Source organism: Pseudarthrobacter sp. MOO14 (genome assembly GCF_058267675.1).
The window spans coordinates 1463908-1485752 of record NZ_CM177849.1; the positions used below are offsets into that span (position 1 = coordinate 1463908).

A 21845-nucleotide genomic window follows, 5' to 3' on the forward strand; every position below is an offset into this window, starting at 1 on the left:
ATTTACACTCATCTATGTCTTTGGCAATCGCCGCAATAATCCCGCAGGTCCGGGCCGTCCCCTTGCAGCCCGCGGCGGCTGGCCAAATAGGATGGCCCCTAGAGCTAGCCGGCCGCAGATGAAGGGCGCCCCATGATCGAGATCCTCAACCCCGCCGAAGTGGCCCGCGCACGCGTCACCGGTGCCCTGGTGGCTGACATCCTGCAGGCCATGAAAAGCCGCGCCACGGTGGGCACCAACCTGCTGGACATCGACCGGTGGACCAAGGAGATGATCGCCGCGGCCGGGGCCGAATCCTGCTACGTGGACTATGCGCCGTCCTTCGGGCGCGGCCCGTTCGGCCACTACATCTGCACCGGGGTCAACGACGCCGTGCTGCACGGGCTGCCCCACGACTACGCCCTGGCCGACGGCGACCTGCTGACCCTTGACCTCGCCGTCGTCAAGGACGGGGTGGCAGCGGACGCCGCCATCAGCTTCGTGGTGGGCGAATCACGGCCGGCGGAGAGCGTGGCGATGATCGAGGCCACAGAGAAGGCGCTTGCCGCCGGCATCGCCGCCGCCGGGCCGAACGCCAAGATCGGCGACATCTCCTACGCGATCGGCCGCGTCCTCACCGACGCCGGGTACCCCATCAACACCCAGTTCGGCGGCCACGGCATCGGCTCCACCATGCACCAGGACCCGCACGTGCCCAACATGGGCCGGCCCGGCCGCGGCTTCAAGCTGCGGCCGGGCCTGCTGCTGGCGCTGGAGCCATGGATCATGGCGGACACGGCGGAACTGGTCACGGACGACGACGGCTGGACCCTCCGCAGCGCCACCGGCTGCCGGACGGCCCACACGGAGCACACCATCGCCATCACGGACGACGGCGCCGAGATCCTGACCCTGCCCTCGCGGTAGGAGCTATCCGGTCCCGGCCACGGTGCTGCGGCGTTCCAGGAGCAGCGTGTCCTGCCAGTGCCCGGCCTTGGGCCCGTTGCTGATCCGGGCTATCCGCTCCCGGGTCCCCACCACGCGGAACCCGAGCCGCTGGTGCAGGACCAGGCTCGCCGCGTTCTCCGGGAAGATGCTGGACTGGATGGTCCAGATGCCCGCGGCCTCGGTGGAATCGATCAGCGCTCCGAGCAGGAGCCGGCCCACGCCCCGGCCCTGCGTCTGCGGCGCCACGTAGATGGAGTGCTCCACGAGGCCCCGGTACACCTCCCGTGACGAAACCCGGGACACGGCGGCCCAGCCCAGGACCCGGCCCGCGTCCTCGGCGATGAGCCGGTGCCCAGGCAACCGGCCGGCGTCGAACGCTTCCCAGGTGGGCGGTTCGCTCTCGAAGGTCGCCTCCCCCGTGGCGATGCCGGCGGCATAGATCGCGTGCACGGCATCCCAGTCGTCGGGGCGCATGGGGCGGATGGTCACGGGGCTGTCCATGGGTCCCATTATGGTTGACCGGCCCGGCCCCGCTGGCCGGGCGTCGGCCGCGCCGGGGTGTAAAGAATCCGTCAATAAACGGCCCCGTCCACCCCGCCGGAGCCCGTGCAGCCCTTTGATGGAGGCATAGGCAGCAGGTGGGAGGCAGGGAGCGCAGATGCGGTGGGACGAGGCGCCGGAGGACCGTGGCAGGGTCAAGTTCGCCGCCGCAGCCGAGGCCGTCGAGGGCTACGGTGGCCGGCCCCTGAACGGGCGTGCCCTGCAGCCGGCCAGCGGCTACCTCTTCCCCGACCAGGACGGCGAGCAATGGTGGGTCATCTTCCAGCCGTGGCCGCCGTCGGGCCTGCACGCCCGCAAAGTTCCCGGCGACATCCTGGCCTGCAACGACTCCTACGGCGACATGGTGCACGTGGTGGTGCTGGCAGCGGGCGTCTGGGAGGACGACGCCGAGGCCGCCTTCCGCGCGCACGTCCCGCTGACGCTGGCGGACGCCGCCCGGGTGGCGGCCACGGTGGCGCACGTGGCGGCACCGGGGCACGCTGCACCAGAGCGCCCCGGTCCCGCGCCGAAGCGCAAGGACGGGACACCGGCGGACCCTCCGGTCAGCCCACGTGGACCCATGGGCGCTGGGTGACGTCCGGGACGGCCTCGCGCAGGACCTCACGGGTCACCGGCGCGATCTCGCCCTCGCCCAGGAACAGGAACCGCACCAGGTTGGTGATCGGGTTGCCCTCGGTCCAGCGGAAGTAGATGTGCGGCATCAGCCCGGTCACGTCCCTGATGTGCAGGAGCACGGAGGCGATGGTGTTGGGCACCACCGGCCCATGGACTTCCAGGACGTGGTAGCCGTGGCGGTTCACGCCGCGGACGTGGAGCTCCGTTTCGAAGTCGGAGGAGTCGTCCACAATGACTTCGAGGAACAGGGCGTCCCCCGCCAGCGGCAGGTGGCTGACCTCGATCGCAGATTCCAGCTTGTCCCGGTACGCCTCCGCTGACAGCCGGAGCGGCTCATGGGCAATGATCGCGATGGGCCCGTCCAGGGTGCTGGACATGAACTCCAGGGCCTGCTGGTCCAGGTGCACCCGGGTGGCGTGCAGCTCAAAGGAACGCCGCACCCTGGACAGCAGGGAGATCACGATGATGCCGAGGATGAAGATGGCCGCGATCCGGATGCCTTCGGGACGTTCGAAGATGTTGGCCACCGTGGTGTACGCAAACACCACCGAAATCGCGCCGAAGCCGACGGTTAGGTTCCGCTGCCCGCGGCGGCGCGCCGACAACGTCACGGCCACGGCTGCGGAGGTCATCAGCACAAGGACGCCGGTGGCGTAGGCGCCGCCCTGGGCGTCGACATCGGCGTTGAAGATAAAGGTGATCACGAAGCCGATCACGGTAAAGACGAGCACCAGGGGGCGCACCGCCTTGGCCCATCCGGGGGCCATGCCGTAGCGCGGCAGGTACCGGGGAACCAGGTTCAACAGGCCGGCCATGGCCGAGGCGCCGGCGAACCAGAGGATGCCGATGGTGCTGATGTCGTAGACGCTGCCGAATCCGACGCCAAGGTATTCATGTGCGAGGAACGCCAGCGCGCGCCCGTTAGCCTGGCCGCCGGGCTGGAATTCCTGCTCCGGGATCAGGACCACGGTAATGAAGCTGGTGGTCAGCAGGAACACGCTCATGATCACGGCGGCGGTGGTGAGCATGCGCCGGGCGCCGCGGATACGGCCCGCCGGGTTCTCTTCGGTATCGTCCGCCGCGCCCCGGACCTGCGGCATCACCGCAACGCCCGTCTCGAAGCCGGACAGGCCCAGCGCCAGCTTAGGGAACACCAGCAGCGCGATGGCCACCGCCATCACGGGGTTCCCGTGGGAGACCCACAGGTTGGTCCACCAATCCCCCATGGCCGCAGGATGGGAAATCACCTGTCCCAGGGTGACAACCACCACCACGGCGTTCAGGCCCAGGTAGAGGACCACCAGGACCACCGCGACGCCGATTGCTTCCTTGAATCCGCGCAGGAACACCGCCGCCAGCAGCGCTAGCAGGAAGAGCGTGACGGGGACGTTCTGGTTTTGCAGCCACCCCGGAGCTACCGGGTTGCCGACCAGGTGCGCGGTGGCGTCGGCTGCCGAGAGGGTCATGGTGATCATGAAGTCGGTGGCGGCGAACCCGAGCAGGACCAGCACCAGGAGCTTGCCGCCCCAGCGCGGCAGCAGCCGCTCAAGCATGGCGATGGAGCCTTCACCGCGCGGGCTTTCACCGGCAACCCTGCGGTAGACCGGCAGCGCGCCCAGCAGGGTCACCGCCACCAGCACCAGGGTGGCCAGCGGGGAGATGACCCCGGCAGCCAGCGCGGCGATGGCCGGCTGGTACCCCAGGGTGGAGAAGTAGTCCACGCCGGTCAGGCACATGACCTGCCACCACGTGTGCTTCCGTTCGTGCTGCGTCGGAACGCCGCCGGGGCCCTGGTGGGTGCCCTTGCTGTCCTGCAGGCCAAACAGCAGCCAGTCCTTGAGCGCCTTCCTGCCATGCGGGTGGAGCGCGGAAGGATCCGCCGGGGGCCTGCTTAACGTGGTCATGACTGCCTTTCCGCGCTGCCCTGTGCACCGCGATCACTGCGAAGCTAGCACCGGCAAAATTGGCTGGCGTCGGAAAGGGGGTTTTCTTAATGATTCCTTTACGCGTGATGTACGACGCCGTCCGGGGCCCTTGGCGGGGCGGGTCACGGTTCGAAGCGGTAGCCCATGCCGGCCTCGGTGAGCAGGTGCCGGGGCCGGGCGGGGTCGGCCTCGAGCTTGCGGCGCAGCTGGCCCATGTAAACGCGCAGGTAGTGGGTTTCGTTCTCGTAGCCGGGGCCCCAGACTTTCCGGAGCATCTGCTGCTGCGTGATCAGCCGGCCGGGGTTCCGGGCCAGCAGTTCCAGGATGGCCCATTCGCGGGGCGTGAGCCGGACCGGGTCTCCCGCACGGGTGACTTTCCGGTTGGCCAGGTCCACTTCGAAATCGCCCACGTCGATGGCCGGGCCACTGTCCACCGTTTCCGGGGTTCCGCTCCGCCGCCCCGCCACGCGCAGCCGCGCCAGGAGTTCGTCCAGCCCGAACGGCTTGGTCACATAGTCGTCGGCGCCGGCGTCCAGGGCCCGGACCTTGTCCACGGAGCCGTGCCGGGCGGACAGCACGATGATGGGCATGCTGCTGGTCCGGCGCACCCTGGTGATGACGTCCACGCCGTTGATGTCCGGCAGCCCGAGATCCAGGACCATCACATCCGGATGGCCGCCCTCCGCGTGGTGCAGGGCGGACGTACCGTCCAGCGCCGTCAGCACCCGGTAGCCTTCAGCTTCAAGGTTCACCTGGAGGGCGCGCAGGAGCTGGGGTTCGTCATCGACGATCAGGATGGTCCTCATGGCGTGCTCCCGGCGGGGCGGCGGTCCGGGGTGGCAGCTCCCGCGGAGAGCGGCAGCCTGATGATCATGGTCAGTCCGCCGCCGGGGGTCGGTTCGGCTACCAGCCTTCCGCCCATGGCCTCCGTGAAGCCCTTGGCGACGGCCAGGCCAAGCCCGATGCCGAGCCCTTCCGGGGCATCATCGAGCCGCTGGAACGGCTGGAACATCGCGGCAGCCGCGGCAGCGGGCACACCCTCCCCGTGATCGACGATGCGCAACTCGCCGAACCCGCCGCCGTCGTCGTCGGTCCTCAGCGTCCCGGCCGACACACCCACGATCACCGCGTCCGACTCCGGCGCGTATTTGAGCGCGTTCTCCACGATGTTGGCGATGACCCGCTCCAGCATGCCCAGGTCGGCGTCCACGGCAGGCATGGAAGGCGCAAGGTCAACCCGGATCCGGCCTGCCGGGAGCCCGCGCAGCGCGTCCTCGATCGCGTCCCGCCAGGAGACCGGCGCTGTCAGCGGGGCCGCCGAGCCGCTGGAGATGCGGGACATGTCCAGGAGGTTCGAGATCAGGGCGTCCAGGCGCTCGGTGTAGGACTCGATCGTGGCGAGCATCTCGGCCTGCACCTCCTCCGGCAGCCTGCGGCTTTGGCGGCGCAGGGCGGTGACGGCGAGCTTGATCCCGGCCAGCGGGGTGCGCAGGTCATGGCTGACGGCCCGCAGGATGGACGTGCGGACGCTGTTGCCCTCCGCCAGTTTGGTGGTGCTTTGCAGCCTTCGCTGCAGGGCCTGGCGCTGGCGCAGCAGCAGGAGGTGGGCGCCGTGGGCTGCGAGGAGGAGCCGGTCGCCGGCGGTCAGGGTCCGCCCGGAGAGGACCAGCGCCGTCCGGTCGTCGGCCAGTTCCACGCTGTCCGTCAAGGCCGCGGCGTCCGGGGCGGGCGGCGGCGCGGCACCCGAGAAGGCCTGGAGTTCCCACGCACCGCTGCCGTCACCGGCTACGGTGAACAACCCTGCGGAGCGGACCTGGAAGGTTTCCCGGACCTTGGCCATGAACGCGGCTACGGTGTCATCGGCAAGCAACGCGTCGCGGGCCAGGTCCGCCAGGGTGGCTGCCTCGGCGCGTGCCCGGGCAGCTTCCCGGGCCCGCCGGGCGGACAGGCCAACCACCAGGGAGACCGCCACCGCCGCCGCCAGGAACACCCCCAGCGCGAACACGTTTTGCGGGTCCTTGATGGTGAACGTTCCCACCGGTTCTGTCTCGAAGAAGTTCAGCAGCAGCGAATCCAAGACCGCCGCGAGCACCGCCGGCCACAACCCGCCAATGAAGGCCACGGCCATGACGCCGGTCAGGTGCACCAGCGCGTGGGTGGCGAGGTTGAGGTCCGGGCTGGCGGCCAGGGCAGCGGTCAGGATGACCGGAAGGACGACGGCGAGGACAAACCCGACTGTGGTGCGCGTCCGGCCCAGTGCTGCGGTGGCGGGCCTGGGCAGGCCGGCGCCGCCCTGCGGCCGGGACACGATGTGGACGTCGATGTCGCCGGAGTCCCGCACCACTTTGGCGCCGGCTCCGGAACCGAGCAGCCGGCTCCACAGCCCTCCGGTCGAGGCGCCGATGACGATCTGCGTGGCGTTGACGCTGCGGGCGAACTCCAGGAGCGATTGGGCGGCGTCCTCCCCCGAGACCGTGTGCCAGGTTCCGCCGAGGTCCGTGACCAGGCGCTGCTGGGCGTCCAGTGCGTGGCCGGACTCGGCGGTGCCGCCGTCTCCCCGCCGCACGTGCACGGCCAGCAGGTCGCCGCCGTGGACCCTGGACAGGATCCGGGACGCCCGCCGGATGAGCAGTTCCCCGTCCGGGCCGCCGTCCAGGCCAACCACCACCCGTTCGCGTGCGGGCCAGGTGGCGGTGATGCCCTGGCTTTTCCGGTAGGTCGCCAATCCTTCGTCCACGCGGTCGGCCAGCCAGATCAGGGCGATTTCGCGCAAGGCGATCAGGTTGCCCAGGCGGAATTCGTTGGCCAGGGCCGCATCTATGGCGTCCTTGGGGAATACCTTTCCGTCGGCGACGCGCTGGCGCAGCAGCTCGGGCGGGATATCCACCAGCTCGATGTGCTCTGCCCGCCGCACCACGGCGTCCGGCACGGTTTCACCGCTCGGCTGGTCCGTGATGGCCGCGACGGCGTCCCGCAGCGACGCCACGTGCTGGACGGTAAGGGTGGTCAGCACGTCCGTCCCGGCCGCCAGGAGTTCCTCGATGTCCTGCCAGCGGCGCCCGTTCCGGCTTCCCGGGGCGTTGACGTGCGCATAGTCGTCGACGACGGCCACCTCCGGGTGCCGGGCCAGTACTGCCGGCACGTCCAACTCGGCGGCCGCTGCTCCGCCGGCGCCGGGCACCGGGCGCGGGGCAACGACGTCGAGCCCGTCCAGGAGCAGCGCGGTATCGGTCCTGCCGTGGTCGGCGGCGATGCCGACGGCCACGTCCCGGCCGCACGCCGCAAGGCGGTGCGCCTCGCGCAGCATGGAGTATGTTGTGCCGGCTCCCGTTGCCGCGCCCAGGAAGATGCGAAGCGTTCCCCGTGCCATGTTCACAGTCTTATCCCCTCCGGCCACCCGGACCAACTCCCGGGCTGCCGGCCGCCCGCAGGTACAGGCTATTCCACCCAGCGGAGCAGCCACACGGTCGTGGCCGGCGGCAGGTACCCATCCTGGAGGGCGCCGCTGCTGATCACCACGATCCCCTCGGGCACCGGCACGGGCAAGCGGCCGAAGTTGGCGACGCAGTGCCACCCGTACGGCCGGCTGAAATGCAGCAGGGCGTCGTCCCGGGAGTCCTCCCAGTGGACGTAGTTGAAGGACTCCAGTTCGGTCCGCCAGGCAGAGGCCGCGCGCAGGAAGTCCCGCCGGCCGCCGTCGGGACCGGGCCCGACGTCCGGGTCCACGGGACCCGCATGGTCCGGGTCAACGGGACCCGCGTCCTCAGGGCAGGGCAGCGCCAGGTTGAGGAGCAGGACGGCCCGGATCCAGTGTTCCGCCAGGCTGCGGTCCCGCGGAGGCTGCCGGAGGGCGGCCCGCACGTTCAGTGAAGGCAATCTTTGCTCGATTCTGTAGGAAGACCCGCGCGCGCCGCAATGGTGCCGGCGCACGCCAGCGTGGAATACCGGGGTGGTTCAGCGCAGGGACCGCTGGATGGCCAGGCAGGCGGCGCCCTTGCCCCAGAGATCGGCGTCGGCGGGCGCCACCTTGAGCCGGGGCAGGAAGTCGCCACCCTCGAGCGCATACTCCCGAAGGGACGCGGCCAACCGGTCGGCCAGCAGGTCGTAGGCGGCGGAACCTTCGCCGGTGATAACCACCAGTTCGGGGGCGGCAAGGTTGCACACCACTGCCAGGCCCCGCCCGATCCAGCCGCCTGCGTCGTCGAAGGCTGCCCGGGCGGCGGCTGCCCGCCCGCCCTGGCCGTCCCGGGCAAGCTGCATCGCCGTGCCCACATCCGCGGTGCCGGCGGCGGCGGCGATCGCTGCGTCGCCGGCGAGCGCTTCCAGGCAGCCCCGCCGGCCGCAGCTGCACAGCGGGCCGTCCGGAACCAGCGGGATGTGGCCCAGTTCCCCGGCGGCTCCTTGGGCCCCGCCGTACACCTTTCCGTCGAACACAAGGCCCAGTCCGATGCCGGGCCCCAAGGTCACCACCGCGAAGTTGCGGGCGTTCCTGCCGTCGCCGAACAGGTGCTCGGCGACGGCCAGGGCGTTGACGTCGTTGTGGACGGTGACGGGCAGCGCGATCTGTTCCGCCAGGGGTGTTGCCACATCCACCCCCCGCCAGCCAAGGATCGGGGAAAAGCGGCATGTCCCGGCGTCGGGATCCACGTGTCCGCTGACCGCCACCCCCACGCCCAAGGCCTTTTCCCGCGCCCCGGGCACCGAGTCGAGCAGCCGGTCCACCAAGGCGGCGACGGCCCGGAAGGTGTCCGCCGGCGCCAGCGGAACACCCACTTCCTCGCCGCGGGCCAGCACGTTTGCGCCCAGGTCCGTGACGACGCCGGAAATGACCTTCGGACCGATCTTGATGCCCACCGCGGTGTGCTTTGTGGCTACGACTTCGATCAGGCGCTCGGGCCGGCCGCGGCCGTTGGGAGTGGTGGGCGCCTCCACCACGTATCCCTGGTCAACCAGCGGCCGGAGTGTCCGGGCGATGGTGGACGGGTCCAGGGATGCCTGCCGGGCAAGCTCCACCCGCGAGATCGGCGCGTGCCGCAGCACCAGGGAAAACAGCCCTGCCCGGTGCGGATCCCTGAGGGCGGGAACCCCGAAGGCCTGCGTCGGTGTGCTCACATGTCCAACTCTATCCAGTTCAGGTTGATGGCTCCCTTGTCCGTGGCGCCCCGGCCGATGGTGACCAGGTTCAGGCCGGCATCGAGCGTGATGGCGCCGTCCGCCACGCCCCAGGTGTCCCAGGTGGCCAGGCCCGGGAAGCTGACGTGGACCGGACCGTCCACGGTGGAACGGTCCGCCTTTTCGGCGGTGACCGTCATGGTGCTGGTATCGCCGGTGGCATTGGCATACCGGTAGCGGATGGCGTAGCTGCCGCGGTGCGGCACCTGGACCGCGAACGTGACCAGCGGGTCCGCGCTGCCGGAGCCCGCCTGGAGTCCGTCCACGAAGCCGTTGCCGTCATACCCGGGGTGGTTGTTGTTGAAGCCGGCCCCGCCTCCCCAGGCTGCGAAGGCCGCGGGGTACCGGGTGGTGCCGTGCATCTTCGGCGGAGTGACGCGGAAGATGGCCGAGGCGTGCGGGGCCAGCGCGGCCGTGGCCCGGGATTCCATGCCCAGGTTCCTGTGCTCCCAGAGGTCCCGGACGTTGCCCCCGGTTGCCAGGCCGAGGTCCTTTGCGAAGTCGATGGTCTTGGTGACCGTTTCAGTGTCGCTGCGGTTGAAGAGCGCAACGCCCCACGAACCGTCCGGAAGCTGCCCGGCCCAGCGTTCGGTGTCACGGGAGCCCGGGTCCTTGGAGAACGGAGTGGCGGACCGGTAGAGGGGCTTGCCCACCAGGCCATCGGCATTGAGCTGGAGGACTTCCTTGTTGGTGTACACCCAGGCGTTGTTGCCGATTTGCTGGTAGGTGTCAGCGATGGCCAGGGGTGATCCGGCCGCGACCATCAGGTTCATCATGGTCTTGCGTTCCTCGTCGCTGGCAAAGGTGCTGGCGCGCATGAAGTCTCCGTCGAGGATCAGCTGGCCCCTGCCGTTGCGGTGTGACCAGCCGGTGAACCCGCAGAACGGGTTGGCCCAGTTGGGCCACGCGTCCTGCCAGTTCTGGCGCATCCCGCTCAGCCGGTCCCAGCCGCCCTTGTCGGCGTCGGCATTGATCCGCACCAGGTCGCCGTTGGCCAGTTCCGCAGAACCGTCCTGGAACATGTGCGGCATTACGAGCGAAACTTCCATGTCCTCGCCGGCGGCCTCGTTGATCCAGGAGAGGGCGAGTTCGTAGTTGGCCCGGCCGTGCGGGGCGTTGACCTGCCCGATGTTCGCGTCCCTTCCGTCCTCGTACCAGGAGAGGAAGTCGATCCGCAGGTAGGGAACGCCGAGGTCCTTGAAGTGGCGCACGTAGCCCTGGACGTATTCCTTGGCGCCGGACTTGGTCACGTCCAGCCAGTACAGCTGGTTTCCGCCGATGTCCCGGGCGAAGAAGTCCCCGGGCACCACCAGGTCCGCGATCTTGATGTCGGGCCGGCCCAGGACGGTCTTGGAAGCGTCTTCGACGGCGGCCCGGTGCACCCAGAGCGGGTTGTAGTAGACACCCAGCTTCATCTTCCGCGCGGCCAGGTAGTTTGCCCAATAAGCCCAGTCGTGCTGCCAGGAATCGTTGTAGCTGGTGATGTAGCCGTTGCCGGTGGTGCGGCTGGAGCCTTCAATCCAGCCGTCGGTGCAGGCGATGTCGTAACCGAACCCGGCGAAGTTTCCGGCCAGCCAGTCGATGTTGGCCTTCCACTCGTTTTCCGGGATGGGGGCGTTGTGCGGGAACGAGTAGCCGTAAATGTTCCAGTACCGGGGGCCGGCACCGCTGCGGGTGAACACGCTGTTCCGGCTGGCCAGGCGCAAGGGCGGCGCGGCCGTGACGGGGACGCCCGGGCGGGCGGTGACGGCGGTGGCGGCCTGGGCGGAGCCTGCCACGCCCAAGGCGTAGGCGAGGGTGGCGGCGCTGCCGGTGGTGAGCAATGTGCGGCGGGACAGGTTCATCATCGATCAGTCCTTTGGGTGGGAGGTCGGGGCACACCAAAGTATTCACGGGCTATATTCGTGCGTCAAGCATTTAATTAATTCCGACGCCGGGCCAGCCCTCGGGCGGGCATGGCACCGGTAAGCCACGGGGTCAGTAAGCTGGGCAGATGCCCGACGTTGCCGCACTGGCCCCCACCCTCGCGGCCATCGCCATCCTGGCGGCACTCACGGTGGGCATCCTCTGGGGCTCGCGCACGCCGTCGTACCTCTCCCCCGCCCTGGCCATCCTCCGCGGCGTGCTGCAGCTTGCAATCATCAGCCTTGTCCTGGGAGGGGTGATCACCAGCCCGGCGTGGGTCGGCCTGGCCCTGCTGGTCATGTTCTCCGTGGCGTCCGTGACGGCTACGCGGCGGCTCAGCTGGTCCTGGCGGCGGTTCGCCGTGGTGGCCGCAACCATGGCGGCCGGCATCCTGGTGACGGTCGCAATCGTCTTCGGCACCGGTGCCATCGAATTTTCGCCGCGCTACGCCCTGGCCGTGGGCGGGATTGTGATCGGCAACTCCATGACCATTGCCACGCTGGCCGGCCGCCGCTTCGTCGAGGCCGTCCTGGAGCAGTGGGACCAGGTGGAGGGCTGGCTGGCGCTGGGCGCGACGCCCCGGCAGGCCACCCTCAGCCAGGCCCGGCAGGCGGTGCATTCGGCGCTGATCCCCGCCACGGACCAAACCAGGACCACCGGACTGGTCACGCTTCCCGGCGCATTCGTGGGCGCCATCTTTGGCGGCGCTTCGCCCCTGGAAGCCGGCCGGTTCCAGGTGGTGGTGCTGGCGTCCATCATGGCGGCAGGGTCCATTACCGCCGTCGCGTTGATCCGTTCGCTGGGCAACGTCACGGTCCGGCCCGACCCGTTGTAGGGCTGCGCGCCGTCACGGCCCCGGCAGCACGGGGCGCCGATTACGCGCCGGGGTGCTGCTTTCCCTAAAGTGGTACCGGGTAATCAGTGGAAGAAGGGGTGGCGATTGGCATGAGCGCGCCGTTCCGCTTCCCCCGCGCCTTCGCGTTCACGGCGGCAATGTTCGCCCTCGCTGCCGGAGCCCACGTGGTGGCCCGTGGCGTGATGCCGCACCCGGCCATCGTCGCCGGGCTCTTTGCCCTGGTGCTGCTGCCCGTCATGGTGCTCGCCAGGATCCGGGTCAACTCCCCAATGATGGCCGGCCTGCTCATCGGCGGCCAACTGCTCCTCCACGAGGCCTTCAGCACCCTGTCCGCTTCGTCCGGCTTCACTCCTGCTCCGGAAGGCCACGTCCACCCGGGCGAACCGCTCGCCGCGGCAGCAGTGGCAGCGGCCCCGGAACACCTCCACGCTACGGACCCGCTGATGCTGGTCCTCCACGCCGCGGCCACCGTGTCCACCGCCCTGGTGCTGGCCCGCGGCGAAGCGGCCGTCTGGGCCCTCGCGGCCTGGCTGCGGCCGCTGATCCGTATCCTGACAGCGGCGTTCCTTCCCGACTGGCCGCAGCTTCCGGCTCCGCGCCGCGTTGTTGTGGTGCTGCGCGCCGAGGTCCTCCGGCTTCCCGCACTGCGCGGTCCGCCGCGCGCTGCCGCCTCCTGAGCGGCACCTGCCCCCACCATGCTGCCCGGGCCCAAGGCGATGCCCTTGGACCGCTGCCATTGCGCGCGCCCCGGTCAGCCATGTCCTCGCGCCCGGCCGCAGCCGCAGGCCGCCCCCGGCGCACCCATACCTTGTGAAAGCGACATCATGAATACCTCAATCCGCCGCACCGCCAGAGCCTTCGCCGCCATCACCGCAGCAGCCGGAATGCTCGCCGCCGGCGCCGCCGCCGCGTCAGCCCATGTCTCCGTGGATCCGGGCGACACCGGCGCCAACGGCTACTCGCGCCTGACCTTCAACGTCCCCAACGAGTCCCCCACCGCCAAGACGAACAAGCTTGAGGTCAAGCTGCCCACCGACACACCCTTCACCTCCGTCTCGGTCAAACCGGTGGAGGGCTGGACCGCGCAGGTCATCACCGGTGACCTGCCCACGCCGGTGACGGTGGCCGGCGCCACGGTCACCAAGGCACCTACTTCCGTGGTCTGGACCGCGGACGAAGCCCACCAGTTGGGGCAGAACCAGTACCAGGCGTTTTCGCTCTCGGTAGGCCGCCTCCCGGCCGAGGGGACCACGGTGGTGCTGGAGGCCGCCCAGGGTTACAGCGACGGGACGGTGGTGAACTGGAACGAGCGCAGTGCTGACGGGCAGCCCGAGCCCAAGCACCCGGCCCCCTCCTTCACCACCACAGCCGTGGACGGCGCCGCGGCGCACACCACCCCGGCCTCGGCTGCCGCCTCGACTGCTCCCGAAGCCCCGGAGGCCATCGAGCGCACCTCCGATGCGACCTCAATCTGGGGCGTTGTCCTCGGCGCTGCAGGGTTTGTCCTGGGCGCCGCCGCCCTGGCACTGGTGCTGGCCGGCCGCCGGTCCCGCCCGGCAGCCAAGTAGCAGGGGCCCGGATGTTTGCGAATCTGCTCCGCTGGTTCCGGCGCTGCCTGCTGGTCCTGGCCGTGGCGGCATGTTCGGTTGTCCTGGCCGCGCCCGCGCAGGCGCACGATGTGCTCGAATCCAGCGATCCTGCGAATGGATCGTCTGTTCCGGCAGTCCCCGGCCAGATCGGACTGACCTTCGACCGCACGCCGATGGGCATCGGCTCGGTGATCCAGGTGCAGGATGAGACCGGCACGGACCAGGCCGACGGCGCCGTCACGATTGTCGACAACCATGTCACCCAGGCCGTGAAGGCCGGTGCACCGGCGGGCAAATACACGGTGATCTGGCGGGTGGCTTCCTCCGATGGGCACCCCATCGAAGGAACCTTCACGTTCACGGCCGGCGCCGGAAACTCCAGTGCGGCGCCGGCCCCAGCTGCTGCTGCCGGTTCCGGCGGGCCCCAGGCAGGAGTGCTGATTGCCGGCGGGGCTGCCGCCGTCCTGGTCATCGGCTTGGCCGGCGGGGCGGTGCTGGTGCGGCGGCGGCTCCGGAGCGCGGAGTCCGACGCCTGACATAGCCAGCGCCTGACGACGCCACAAACGGCCGGGGCGGGCTCTGCGCCACATGCGCAGAGCCCGCCCCCGGGTCGTCGGGTAGATCCCTGTATCAGCCCTGCTTCACGAGCGCGGCTTCAAGGTTGATCTTCACCTTGTCGCTGACCAGCAGGCCGCCGGCTTCCAAGGCGGCGTTCCACGTCAGGCCAAAGTCCTTGCGGCTGATCTCGGCTTCGGCGGAGAAGCCTGCCCTCGTGGCGCCGAAAGGATCCACGGCAACACCGGTGAACTCCACCTCGAGCTCGACCGGTTTGGTGACACCCTTGATGGTCAGGTCGCCCGTCAGGGTGTATTCCTCGCCGTCACCCTCAATGGCGGTGCCGCGGAATGTCATCTCGGGAAACTTCTCGACGTCGAAAAAGTCCTCACCCCGGACGTGCGCGTCACGGTTGGCATCCCCGGAGTCGAAGCTTGCCGTGGCCACGGTGGCATGCACGGTGGATTCGGCCAGGGACTCCCCCACCCGGGCTTCGGCCTGGGCATCGGTGAAGCGGCCCCTGACCTTGCTGATCCCGGCATGCCGGACGCTGAAGCCGATCTCGCTGTGCGACATGTCCAGGGTCCAGGTTCCAGGGGTGAGTTGCTGGGGAAGGGTCATGGTCATTCTCCTTGCTCGTAGGGCCGCAGGCTTTGCTGCCCGCTATGGGCGCAAGGTTGCGGATGGTCCTAAATATTCCGCATCGGACCCGCATTTATAAGGGGGCCGGGTGAACCGGAAGGGAACTTCGGGCGTATACATAAGCGTGGCACTAAGACTATTGACCGCCCTTGCGTTGTTCATTGACGCCGGCGTACACCTGTTCCTGGCCCCGGGCTACCAGAACGCCCAGCCGGGCACCGTCAGCCAGGGCACCCTGTTCCTCTTGGAGGCCGCGGCGGCGCTCGTGGCCGGAATCTTTGTCCTGCTCCGCGGCAGCCGGGCGGCCTATGCCGTGGCCCTGCTGGTGGCACTGAGCGCCTTCGCGGCCGTGATGCTGTACAGGTACGTTGATATCCCGGCTATCGGACCGATCCCCGCCATGTACGATCCCGTCTGGTTCTTCTCGAAGACCCTCAGCGCCGTCGCCGAGGGAGCGGGCGCCCTCCTGGCCGCCGTGGGACTGGCGCGGGTGTCCGGGAAGCGGCGCTCCGCCGTCGTGAAGCGCCGCGCGACGCGTCCCGGCACGTGATTCCCCGTCCGGATTCCGCGGCACGCCGGTGGCCCGGGTCAGCCGCCGTCGTCAGCGTGCGGGCGGAGGCGGCAGGGCCTCGCGGCGCGGCCGGACGTGCCGTCCCCGACGCCTTGGCCGCCCTGGCCGCCTACGGTTTGTTGGCGCTGTGGCTGTCGTCCTTGTCAGCCCCCGGAATTCCCCTGCAGCTGGCAGGCCTGGGTGCGGGCGCGATGGTCACGGGCGCGGCGGCTGCTTCCGTGCTGCGGCGGGCCCCCAGGTTCTCCACCCCGGCCGACCGCGTGACGCTGCTGCGCGCCGTCCTCGCCGCCCTCTGCGCCGCATTGGCGGTCCCCCAGCTGTTTACGGGGCCGCGGGCGGACCTGCTGATTCCGGTCCTGGGCGGGCTGGCCTTTGCGCTGGACGGGGTGGACGGGGCGGTGGCCCGGCGGACCGGGCTGTCCTCCACGGCGGGGGCGCGGTTTGATGCGGCCACCGACGCCGGGCTGGTCCTGGCGTTGTCCGTTGCGGTCGCTGCCCGGGTGGGGCCGTGGGTGCTGGCGATTGGGGGGATGTATTACGTTTTCGTGGCCGCGGGACGATTCCGGCCGCACCTCCGCGCGCCGTTACCAACTAGCCCGTCACGGAAGGCAATCGGGGCGTTTCAGCCGTTCGCGCTGCTCCTGCCGCTGATTCCCGGCATCCCCGCGGCCGCCGCGGTGTCCATTCCGGTCGCGGCCCTCGCGCTGCTGGCGTTTTCCTTCGGGCGGGACGTGGTCCAGCTGGAGCGCCGCCACCGTGCAGTTCTCCTGGAATCCGGCGCCGCCAAGGCAGGCTCCGGACCAATCACGCCCTGAGCTGAGCGGCTATCCTGCTGCCCCGTCCAAGCTGGCGAGGGCCTTCCGGAGCCGCGTCCCGGCGTCGTCCGCCACGTCCTTGACCGCAGGCGCGTCGCTGAGCTGGACCATGGCCTGCGGGTCGATCGCCTCAACGGTGGTTTCCTGGGCATCTGCCTTCCGCCGCACCACCACGTTGCACGGCAGCAGGGCGCCCATTTGCGGTTCGGCGGCGAGGGCGCGGCTGGCAAGGGATGGGTTGCAGGCGCCAAGGATGACATAGTCCCCGACGGCGTCTGCGGCGTCGGTGCCGAGCTTGGCTTCGAAGGTGGAGCGGATGTTGATTTCCGTCAGGATCCCGAAGCCCTGCGCCGCAAGGGCCGCGCGGGTGCGTTCCAGCGCTTCGGCCCAGGGAAGGGCGACGGTGGTGGCCAGCGTGTAGGTCATGATGCTCCTCGAAGTTGCCGGAAAGTGTCCTGCGGACGGGTCAGGCGAGGGAGAGGAAGAGCTTCTCCAGCTCTTTCCGGTCCATGGTTTCGTCTTTTTGGGTGATGCACTGCTCCAGGCCGGTGGCGATGATGGCGAAGCCGGCGCGGTCAAGGGCTTTGGAGACGGCCGCCAACTGGGTGACGACGTCCTTGCAGTCCCGGCCTTCCTCGAGCATCCGGGTGACGGCGGCGAGCTGGCCCTGGGCGCGCTTGAGGCGGTTGATCACGGGCGTGAGTTCGGTTGGGTTCAGTTCCATAAGGGGTTCTCCATCGGTGGGGTGCTCCCTCCAAGGGTATACCCCCACGGGTGTTTTGACTACCCCCGGGGGTATCTGTGATACTCGGTGGGGTATCCACCAGCCCCCTTTTGAGAGGCCCCCATGACATCCCTTTCCACAGCAACCGCTGTTACCGCACTCGCCCCCGAGACCCTCGGGACGTGGTTCAACACGCACCAGGACCTGATGGTGATCGACGTGCGTTCCGCTGCTGAATTCGAGTCCATGCACATCCGCGGTTCTTACAACGTGCCGCTGCCCCTCCTCTCCGAGCACACCGGAGAACTCGCCGCCCGGCTGGGCTCACGCGTGGTCCTGGTCTGCCAGTCCGGCGTCCGGGCCGAGCAGGCCCGCCAGCGGATGGCGGCGGCTGGCCTCGATTCCGCCTATGTCCTCACCGGCGGGGTGCCCGGATTCGCGGCCGCCGGCGGCGACGTGGTCAAGGGCAAGGACCGCTGGGACATGGAGCGCCAGGTCCGCCTGGCCGCCGGATCCCTGGTGATGCTGGGACTGGCCGGCGGCAAGTTTGTATCCCCCAAAGTACGGATGCTGGCCGGAGCCATCGGCACTGGCCTGACCTTCTCCGCCGCCACCAACACCTGCGCCATGGGCAAGGCCCTCTCGGCGATGCCCTGGAACAAGGCCGCCGCGGAGCCCACCCGCGAAAGCGCCATCCTGCAGCTTCCCGTCCATGGCACTAAAGAGGACGCCGCGGCATGATCCCTGCCCTGGGTCTGGGGCTCGTCGTCGGAATCGTCCTGGGCGTGGTGGGCGGCGGCGGCTCCATCATCGCCGTTCCCGCACTGGTGTACGGGGTGGGTTTGAGCCCCGCCCAGGCCATCCCCACGTCGCTGCTGGTGGTGGGCATATCGTCACTGGCAGCCCTGCTCCCCCGCGTCCGGGAGGGCCTGAACTGGCCCGTCATCGCACTGGTCGGGGCCGCCGGCATTCCGGCCGCCTGGGCCGGCGCCGCGGTCGGCAAAGTCCTGGATCCGGCCATCCTGATGCTGGCGTTTGCCGGAATCATGGTGGCCGCGGGCATCCGGATGCTGAGCAAACCCCGTGAAAGCGAGGGAACCTGCAGCACGGGGCCCAACCGGGCCTTCCGGTCCTGCGCACCCAAGGCCGTGGGTGTTGGCTTGCTCGTCGGGTTCCTCACCGGACTGCTTGGCGTGGGCGGCGGGTTCCTCATCACTCCCGCACTGACCATCCTCCTGGGCCTGCGGATGAAACAGGCGGTGGGAACCTCGCTGGCGATCATCGTGGTCAACTCCGCAGCCGGATTCAGCGCCCACGCCGCCGGTTACACGATCGACTGGGCCACCACCCTGGCCTTCGCCGCCCCGGCCATCCTGGGATCACTGGTTGCCGCGCGGTTCGCGCGCCACGTGAAGGACCAGCACATCCGCATCTCATTCGCGGTGCTGATCTTCGCCGTCGCGGCGTGGGTCACCGCCGGTACCGTCACCGCCTGACACCCCCAACACCGTTAGCCCGAAGGAGAACCACCATGGCTGAAATCACCATCACCGAAGCCGACCAGCGCCGCCACGCCGCCCGAATCCTCGATGTCCGCGAGGACTTCGAAGTCGCCGAAGGCATGATCCCCGGGGCCCTGCACATCCCCATGGGCCAATTGCAGGCGCGCCTGGGCGAGCTCGACCCGGCCGTCCCGGTCATCGCGGTCTGCCGCAGCGGCAACCGCAGCGCCGCGGTCGCCGACGCCCTCAACGGCGCCGGCTACGCAGCGGACACCATGGCCGGCGGCATGACCGCCTGGACCCGCGCCGGACTTCCCACCACCTGACATTCCGGGGGATATCTCTAGTTGTTGTATACCCCCCCTGGTATCTAAAATTGGTCCCAGGATTTCATATCTTTTCCCTTCGAAGGAGCACCAGATGCTGCTTGAACGCATATACGACGAAGACCTGGCCCAGGCCAGCTACCTGATCGGCTGCCAAGCCAAGGGCGAGGCAATCGTGGTGGACGGCCGCCGGGACATCGCCGTCTACAGGGACCTTGCCGCCAAGAACGGCATGCAGATCGTGGCCGTCACCGAGACCCACGTCCACGCCGACTACCTCTCCGGCACGCGCGAACTGGCCGCCGCCACCGGCGCGAAGATCTACGTGTCCGGCGAGGGCGGACCCGACTGGCAGTACGGGTTCGACGGCGAGCGGCTGCACGACGGCGACACCATCACCCTGGGCAACATCACCATCAGGGCAGTCCACACCCCCGGCCACACCCCGGAGCACCTGTCCTTCCTGGTCACCGACCGTGCGTTCAGCGACGAGCCCGGCTACCTGCTCTCCGGAGACTTCGTGTTCTCCGGCGATTTGGGCCGGCCGGACCTGCTGGACGAGGCCGCCGGCGGCATCGACACCCGCTTCGAGGGCGCCAAGCAGCTGTTCGCCAGCCTCCGCGACAAATTCCTTGCCCTGCCGGACTACGTCCAGGTCCACCCGGGCCACGGCGCCGGCAGCGCCTGCGGCAAGGCCCTGGGCGCCATCCCTTCCTCCACCGTGGGCTACGAACGCCTCTACGCCTGGTGGGGCCCCTACCTGGCCACCAACGACGAACAGGGCTTCATCAACGAACTGCTCGACGGCCAGCCCGACGCCCACGCCTACTTCGCCCGCATGAAGCGCGAAAACCGGGAAGGCCCCGCCGTCATGGGCGAACGCGCCCCGCTGCAGGAACTGGACACGGACACCGTCGCCAAGGGCCTGGCCGGGGATACCCTGACCTTCATCGACACCCGCTCCAGCAGCGAAGTCCACCAGGGCACGGTGGTCCGGTCCCTGAACGTACCGGCCGGCAAGTCCGTTGCCAGCTACGGCGCCTGGGTGGTCAACCCGGAAACGGACACGAACCCGCTGGTGCTCCTGGCCAAAGACCAGGAACAGGCCCAGGACCTGTGGGACCATCTGGTCCGCGTGGGCATCGACAACGTGGCCGGCTACCTCACCGACATCAAGGGGTTGCCCACCTTCACGCCGAGCCTGATCCAGCCTGAGGAACTCGAGGGTTTCGAAGCGGCCATGGTCCTGGACGTCCGCAACAAGACCGAGCACAAGGCAGGACACATCCCCGGCTCCCACCAGCTCAGCGGCGGCCGCGTGATGTGGCACCTGGATGAGCTGCCCGCCGGCGGCACCATCGTGTCCTACTGCCAGTCCGGCGTGCGCAACTCCGTGGCCGCCAGCGCCCTGCGCCGTGCCGGGTACGACGTCGTCGAACTCGACGGCAGCTACGCCGCCTGGAACGCCTGGCGGAACAGCGTCCCCGCAGCCTGAGCAGGCAATTCCCCCAGACCGCCCGGGCAGGACCCCCCTCCTGCCCGGGCCCGGCCCGGACGCGTCCCCCGCGCGTCCGGGCCACCTTCCGCCTCCCCAGAACGGAGCCACCAGAACGGAGCCACCATGCAGGGCACCACCTTCCGCAGCACCAGCGGATCCACCCCGGCGGTGCCGGGCCTGCGGCAGAACCTGGCCCAGTTCATGCTGCTGGTGGCCGTGAACGCACTGGTGGGCGGCACCTTGGGCCAGGAGCGCACCGTCCTTCCCCTGCTTGCCGCCCGGGAATTCCACCTCGACCTGTACACGGGCGCACTGACCTACATCCTCGCCTTCGGCCTGTCCAAGGCCGCCATGAACTATTTCGCCGGAACCCTCTCGGACCGGTACGGCCGGAAACCGGTCCTCATCGCCGGCTGGCTGGCCGCGGTCCCCGTCCCGCTGATGCTCATGCTCGCTCCGTCCTGGGGCTGGATCGTGGCGGCCAACGTGCTGCTCGGCGTCAGCCAGGGCCTCACCTGGTCCACCGCCGTGATCATGAAAATGGACCTCGTGGGTCCTAAGCAGCGCGGCCTGGCCATGGGCTTCAACGAGGCCGCGGGCTATCTCGGGGTAGCCGTGACGGCCCTGGCCACTGGCTACCTCGCCACCGCCTACGGCCTGCGCCCGGCCCCATTCCTGCTGGGAGCGGCGTACATCGCCCTGGGTCTGGGCCTCACGGTCCTGGCCGTCCGCGAAACCCACCACCATGCCCGGACCGAGGCCGCGCAGCATGCCACAGGACGGAATACCGCCCATGCCGGCCTCACCACCGGCCAGGTATTCACCCTCACCAGCTTCACGGACCGCTCACTCTCCGCGGCCAGCCAGGCCGGGCTGGTGAACAACCTCAACGACGGCCTGGCGTGGGGCCTCTTCCCTGTCCTGTTCGCCGGCGCCGGGCTTGGCCTGGGCCAGATCGGCATCCTGGCCGCCGCCTACCCGGCGGCCTGGGGCGCCGCCCAACTGGTGACCGGCGCCGCCTCGGACCGCTGGGGACGCAAGTGGTTCATCGCCGCGGGCATGCTGGTCCAAGCCGGCGCCCTGGCGGTCATTGCCTCCGCGCACGCCTTCGCACCATGGCTCGCCGCCGCCGTCGTGCTGGGCCTCGGTACCGCCATGGTCTACCCAACACTGCTGGCAGCCATCGGCGACGTCGCCCACCCGGGGTGGCGCGCCCGTTCAGTGGGCGTGTACCGGCTGTGGCGCGACGCCGGATTCGCCGTGGGTGCCCTGCTCTCCGGAGTGCTCGCGGACCTCTACGGCATCCCCGCGGCCATCGCCGCCGTCGCGGTGCTCACCGCACTCTCGGGCCTGGTGGTTGCGGCGCGGATGCGCGGGAACGACCACGCGGCGGGATAGCCCCTTTATCCGTGCCCGGCCAGGTACTCCACCAGCCCGCCCACCGTAGCCACCGCAGGGTAGTCGGCCTCCGGGATATCCACGCCCGTGGACTCGGCGATGACCTCCACCAGGCGAAGGAAATCCAGCGAGTCCAGTTCCAGGTCCTGGCGCAGCCTGGCGGTGCCGTCCAGGTCCGCGGGTTCGACGTCGGGCGCTACTTTGCCGATCGCCGCCTCCACGGCCAGGCGCGCGTCCTCTTGGTTCACGGTTCCTCCTCGGTCA

General features: G+C 69.5%; 24 protein-coding genes. 13 read left to right on the forward strand and 11 right to left on the reverse strand.

Annotation, left to right across the window (positions count from 1 at the left end):
- Positions 1–132 precede the first annotated feature (132 nt).
- Entirely contained in the window at positions 133–906 is a 774-nt protein-coding gene (gene map / locus AC4EEV_RS06915) for a type I methionyl aminopeptidase (RefSeq protein ID WP_491330499.1), read from the forward strand.
- Between the two features lie 3 nt (positions 907–909).
- Here the strand turns inward: map and AC4EEV_RS06920 are convergent, their stop codons facing one another.
- Positions 910–1428: a GNAT family N-acetyltransferase gene (locus AC4EEV_RS06920; protein ID WP_133830517.1), complete on the reverse strand. Its 519-nt coding sequence runs from the start codon at positions 1426–1428 to the stop codon at positions 910–912.
- A 157-nt stretch (positions 1429–1585) separates the two neighbouring features.
- Between AC4EEV_RS06920 and AC4EEV_RS06925 the strand changes: the two genes are divergently transcribed.
- A complete protein-coding gene (locus AC4EEV_RS06925; protein ID WP_491330500.1) occupies positions 1586–2062 on the forward strand; it encodes a hypothetical protein in 477 nt (158 codons plus the stop codon).
- On the opposite strand, the gene AC4EEV_RS06930 is transcribed toward AC4EEV_RS06925, so the two are convergent.
- The 6 genes from AC4EEV_RS06930 to AC4EEV_RS06955 form a co-directional block, all read right to left on the reverse strand.
- Positions 2031–4007 carry an APC family permease gene (locus AC4EEV_RS06930; protein ID WP_285319434.1) on the reverse strand — a complete coding sequence of 659 codons (1977 nt, stop codon included), beginning with the start codon at positions 4005–4007 and terminating at the stop codon, positions 2031–2033. The genes AC4EEV_RS06925 and AC4EEV_RS06930 overlap by 32 nt on opposite strands.
- Before the next feature lie 143 nt (positions 4008–4150).
- Positions 4151–4834 (reverse strand): response regulator, encoded by a 684-nt coding sequence (locus AC4EEV_RS06935; protein ID WP_018761665.1) that lies wholly within the window; start codon positions 4832–4834, stop codon positions 4151–4153.
- On the reverse strand, positions 4831–7398 hold the full coding sequence (locus AC4EEV_RS06940) for a DUF4118 domain-containing protein (protein WP_491330501.1): 2568 nt from the start codon (positions 7396–7398) through the stop codon (positions 4831–4833). The genes AC4EEV_RS06935 and AC4EEV_RS06940 overlap by 4 nt, the downstream gene beginning before the upstream one ends.
- A 68-nt stretch (positions 7399–7466) precedes the next feature.
- Positions 7467–7904 carry a hypothetical protein gene (locus AC4EEV_RS06945; protein ID WP_491330502.1) on the reverse strand — a complete coding sequence of 146 codons (438 nt, stop codon included), beginning with the start codon at positions 7902–7904 and terminating at the stop codon, positions 7467–7469.
- A gap of 78 nt (positions 7905–7982) precedes the next feature.
- On the reverse strand, positions 7983–9140 hold the full coding sequence (locus AC4EEV_RS06950; RefSeq protein ID WP_491330503.1) for an ROK family protein: 1158 nt from the start codon (positions 9138–9140) through the stop codon (positions 7983–7985).
- The gene (locus AC4EEV_RS06955; RefSeq protein ID WP_491330504.1) at positions 9137–11047 is read right to left on the reverse strand and encodes a hypothetical protein; all 1911 of its coding nucleotides are present in this window, start codon (positions 11045–11047) and stop codon (positions 9137–9139) included. The genes AC4EEV_RS06950 and AC4EEV_RS06955 overlap by 4 nt, the downstream gene beginning before the upstream one ends.
- A gap of 146 nt (positions 11048–11193) precedes the next feature.
- On the opposite strand from AC4EEV_RS06955, the gene AC4EEV_RS06960 reads away from it, so the two are divergent.
- The 4 genes from AC4EEV_RS06960 (at position 11194) to AC4EEV_RS06975 (ending at position 14086) form a co-directional block, all read left to right on the forward strand.
- Positions 11194–11940 (forward strand): ABC transporter permease, encoded by a 747-nt coding sequence (locus tag AC4EEV_RS06960; RefSeq protein WP_491330505.1) that lies wholly within the window; start codon positions 11194–11196, stop codon positions 11938–11940.
- A gap of 110 nt (positions 11941–12050) precedes the next feature.
- Complete coding sequence (locus tag AC4EEV_RS06965; RefSeq protein WP_491330506.1) at positions 12051–12638, forward strand: hypothetical protein; 588 nt, start codon at positions 12051–12053, stop codon at positions 12636–12638.
- A 147-nt stretch (positions 12639–12785) separates the two neighbouring features.
- A complete protein-coding gene (locus AC4EEV_RS06970; RefSeq protein WP_491330507.1) occupies positions 12786–13529 on the forward strand; it encodes a YcnI family copper-binding membrane protein in 744 nt (247 codons plus the stop codon).
- Between the two features lie 11 nt (positions 13530–13540).
- Positions 13541–14086: a copper resistance CopC family protein gene (locus AC4EEV_RS06975; protein ID WP_109045269.1), complete on the forward strand. Its 546-nt coding sequence runs from the start codon at positions 13541–13543 to the stop codon at positions 14084–14086.
- A 94-nt stretch (positions 14087–14180) separates the two neighbouring features.
- On the opposite strand, the gene AC4EEV_RS06980 is transcribed toward AC4EEV_RS06975, so the two are convergent.
- Positions 14181–14726 carry a YceI family protein gene (locus tag AC4EEV_RS06980; protein WP_109045268.1) on the reverse strand — a complete coding sequence of 182 codons (546 nt, stop codon included), beginning with the start codon at positions 14724–14726 and terminating at the stop codon, positions 14181–14183.
- A gap of 145 nt (positions 14727–14871) precedes the next feature.
- Between AC4EEV_RS06980 and AC4EEV_RS06985 the strand changes: the two genes are divergently transcribed.
- Together AC4EEV_RS06985 and AC4EEV_RS06990 are read left to right on the forward strand one after the other, a co-directional pair.
- On the forward strand, positions 14872–15297 hold the full coding sequence (locus AC4EEV_RS06985) for a hypothetical protein (protein WP_491330508.1): 426 nt from the start codon (positions 14872–14874) through the stop codon (positions 15295–15297).
- Positions 15294–16133: a CDP-alcohol phosphatidyltransferase family protein gene (locus tag AC4EEV_RS06990; RefSeq protein ID WP_491330509.1), complete on the forward strand. Its 840-nt coding sequence runs from the start codon at positions 15294–15296 to the stop codon at positions 16131–16133. Before AC4EEV_RS06985 ends, AC4EEV_RS06990 begins: the two co-directional genes overlap by 4 nt.
- A gap of 9 nt (positions 16134–16142) precedes the next feature.
- Here AC4EEV_RS06990 and AC4EEV_RS06995 read toward each other — a convergent pair whose 3' ends face one another.
- A complete protein-coding gene (locus tag AC4EEV_RS06995) occupies positions 16143–16559 on the reverse strand; it encodes a DUF302 domain-containing protein (protein ID WP_133830525.1) in 417 nt (138 codons plus the stop codon).
- A 40-nt stretch (positions 16560–16599) separates the two neighbouring features.
- A complete protein-coding gene (locus AC4EEV_RS07000) occupies positions 16600–16857 on the reverse strand; it encodes a metal-sensitive transcriptional regulator (RefSeq protein ID WP_109045264.1) in 258 nt (85 codons plus the stop codon).
- Positions 16858–16980: 123 nt separating this feature from the next.
- On the opposite strand from AC4EEV_RS07000, the gene AC4EEV_RS07005 reads away from it, so the two are divergent.
- The 5 genes from AC4EEV_RS07005 (at position 16981) to AC4EEV_RS07025 (ending at position 21581) form a co-directional block, all read left to right on the forward strand.
- Positions 16981–17598 carry a rhodanese-like domain-containing protein gene (locus AC4EEV_RS07005; protein WP_491330510.1) on the forward strand — a complete coding sequence of 206 codons (618 nt, stop codon included), beginning with the start codon at positions 16981–16983 and terminating at the stop codon, positions 17596–17598.
- Entirely contained in the window at positions 17595–18353 is a 759-nt protein-coding gene (locus AC4EEV_RS07010) for a sulfite exporter TauE/SafE family protein (RefSeq protein WP_491330511.1), read from the forward strand. Before AC4EEV_RS07005 ends, AC4EEV_RS07010 begins: the two co-directional genes overlap by 4 nt.
- Before the next feature lie 35 nt (positions 18354–18388).
- Entirely contained in the window at positions 18389–18685 is a 297-nt protein-coding gene (locus AC4EEV_RS07015; protein WP_491330512.1) for a rhodanese-like domain-containing protein, read from the forward strand.
- A 94-nt stretch (positions 18686–18779) separates the two neighbouring features.
- Positions 18780–20180, forward strand: coding sequence for an MBL fold metallo-hydrolase (locus AC4EEV_RS07020; RefSeq protein WP_491330513.1), 1401 nt, complete (start codon positions 18780–18782; stop codon positions 20178–20180).
- 126 nt (positions 20181–20306) lie between these two features.
- A complete protein-coding gene (locus AC4EEV_RS07025; RefSeq protein WP_491330514.1) occupies positions 20307–21581 on the forward strand; it encodes an MFS transporter in 1275 nt (424 codons plus the stop codon).
- A gap of 5 nt (positions 21582–21586) precedes the next feature.
- Here the strand turns inward: AC4EEV_RS07025 and AC4EEV_RS07030 are convergent, their stop codons facing one another.
- Entirely contained in the window at positions 21587–21829 is a 243-nt protein-coding gene (locus AC4EEV_RS07030) for an acyl carrier protein (protein WP_491330515.1), read from the reverse strand.
- Positions 21830–21845 lie beyond the last annotated feature (16 nt).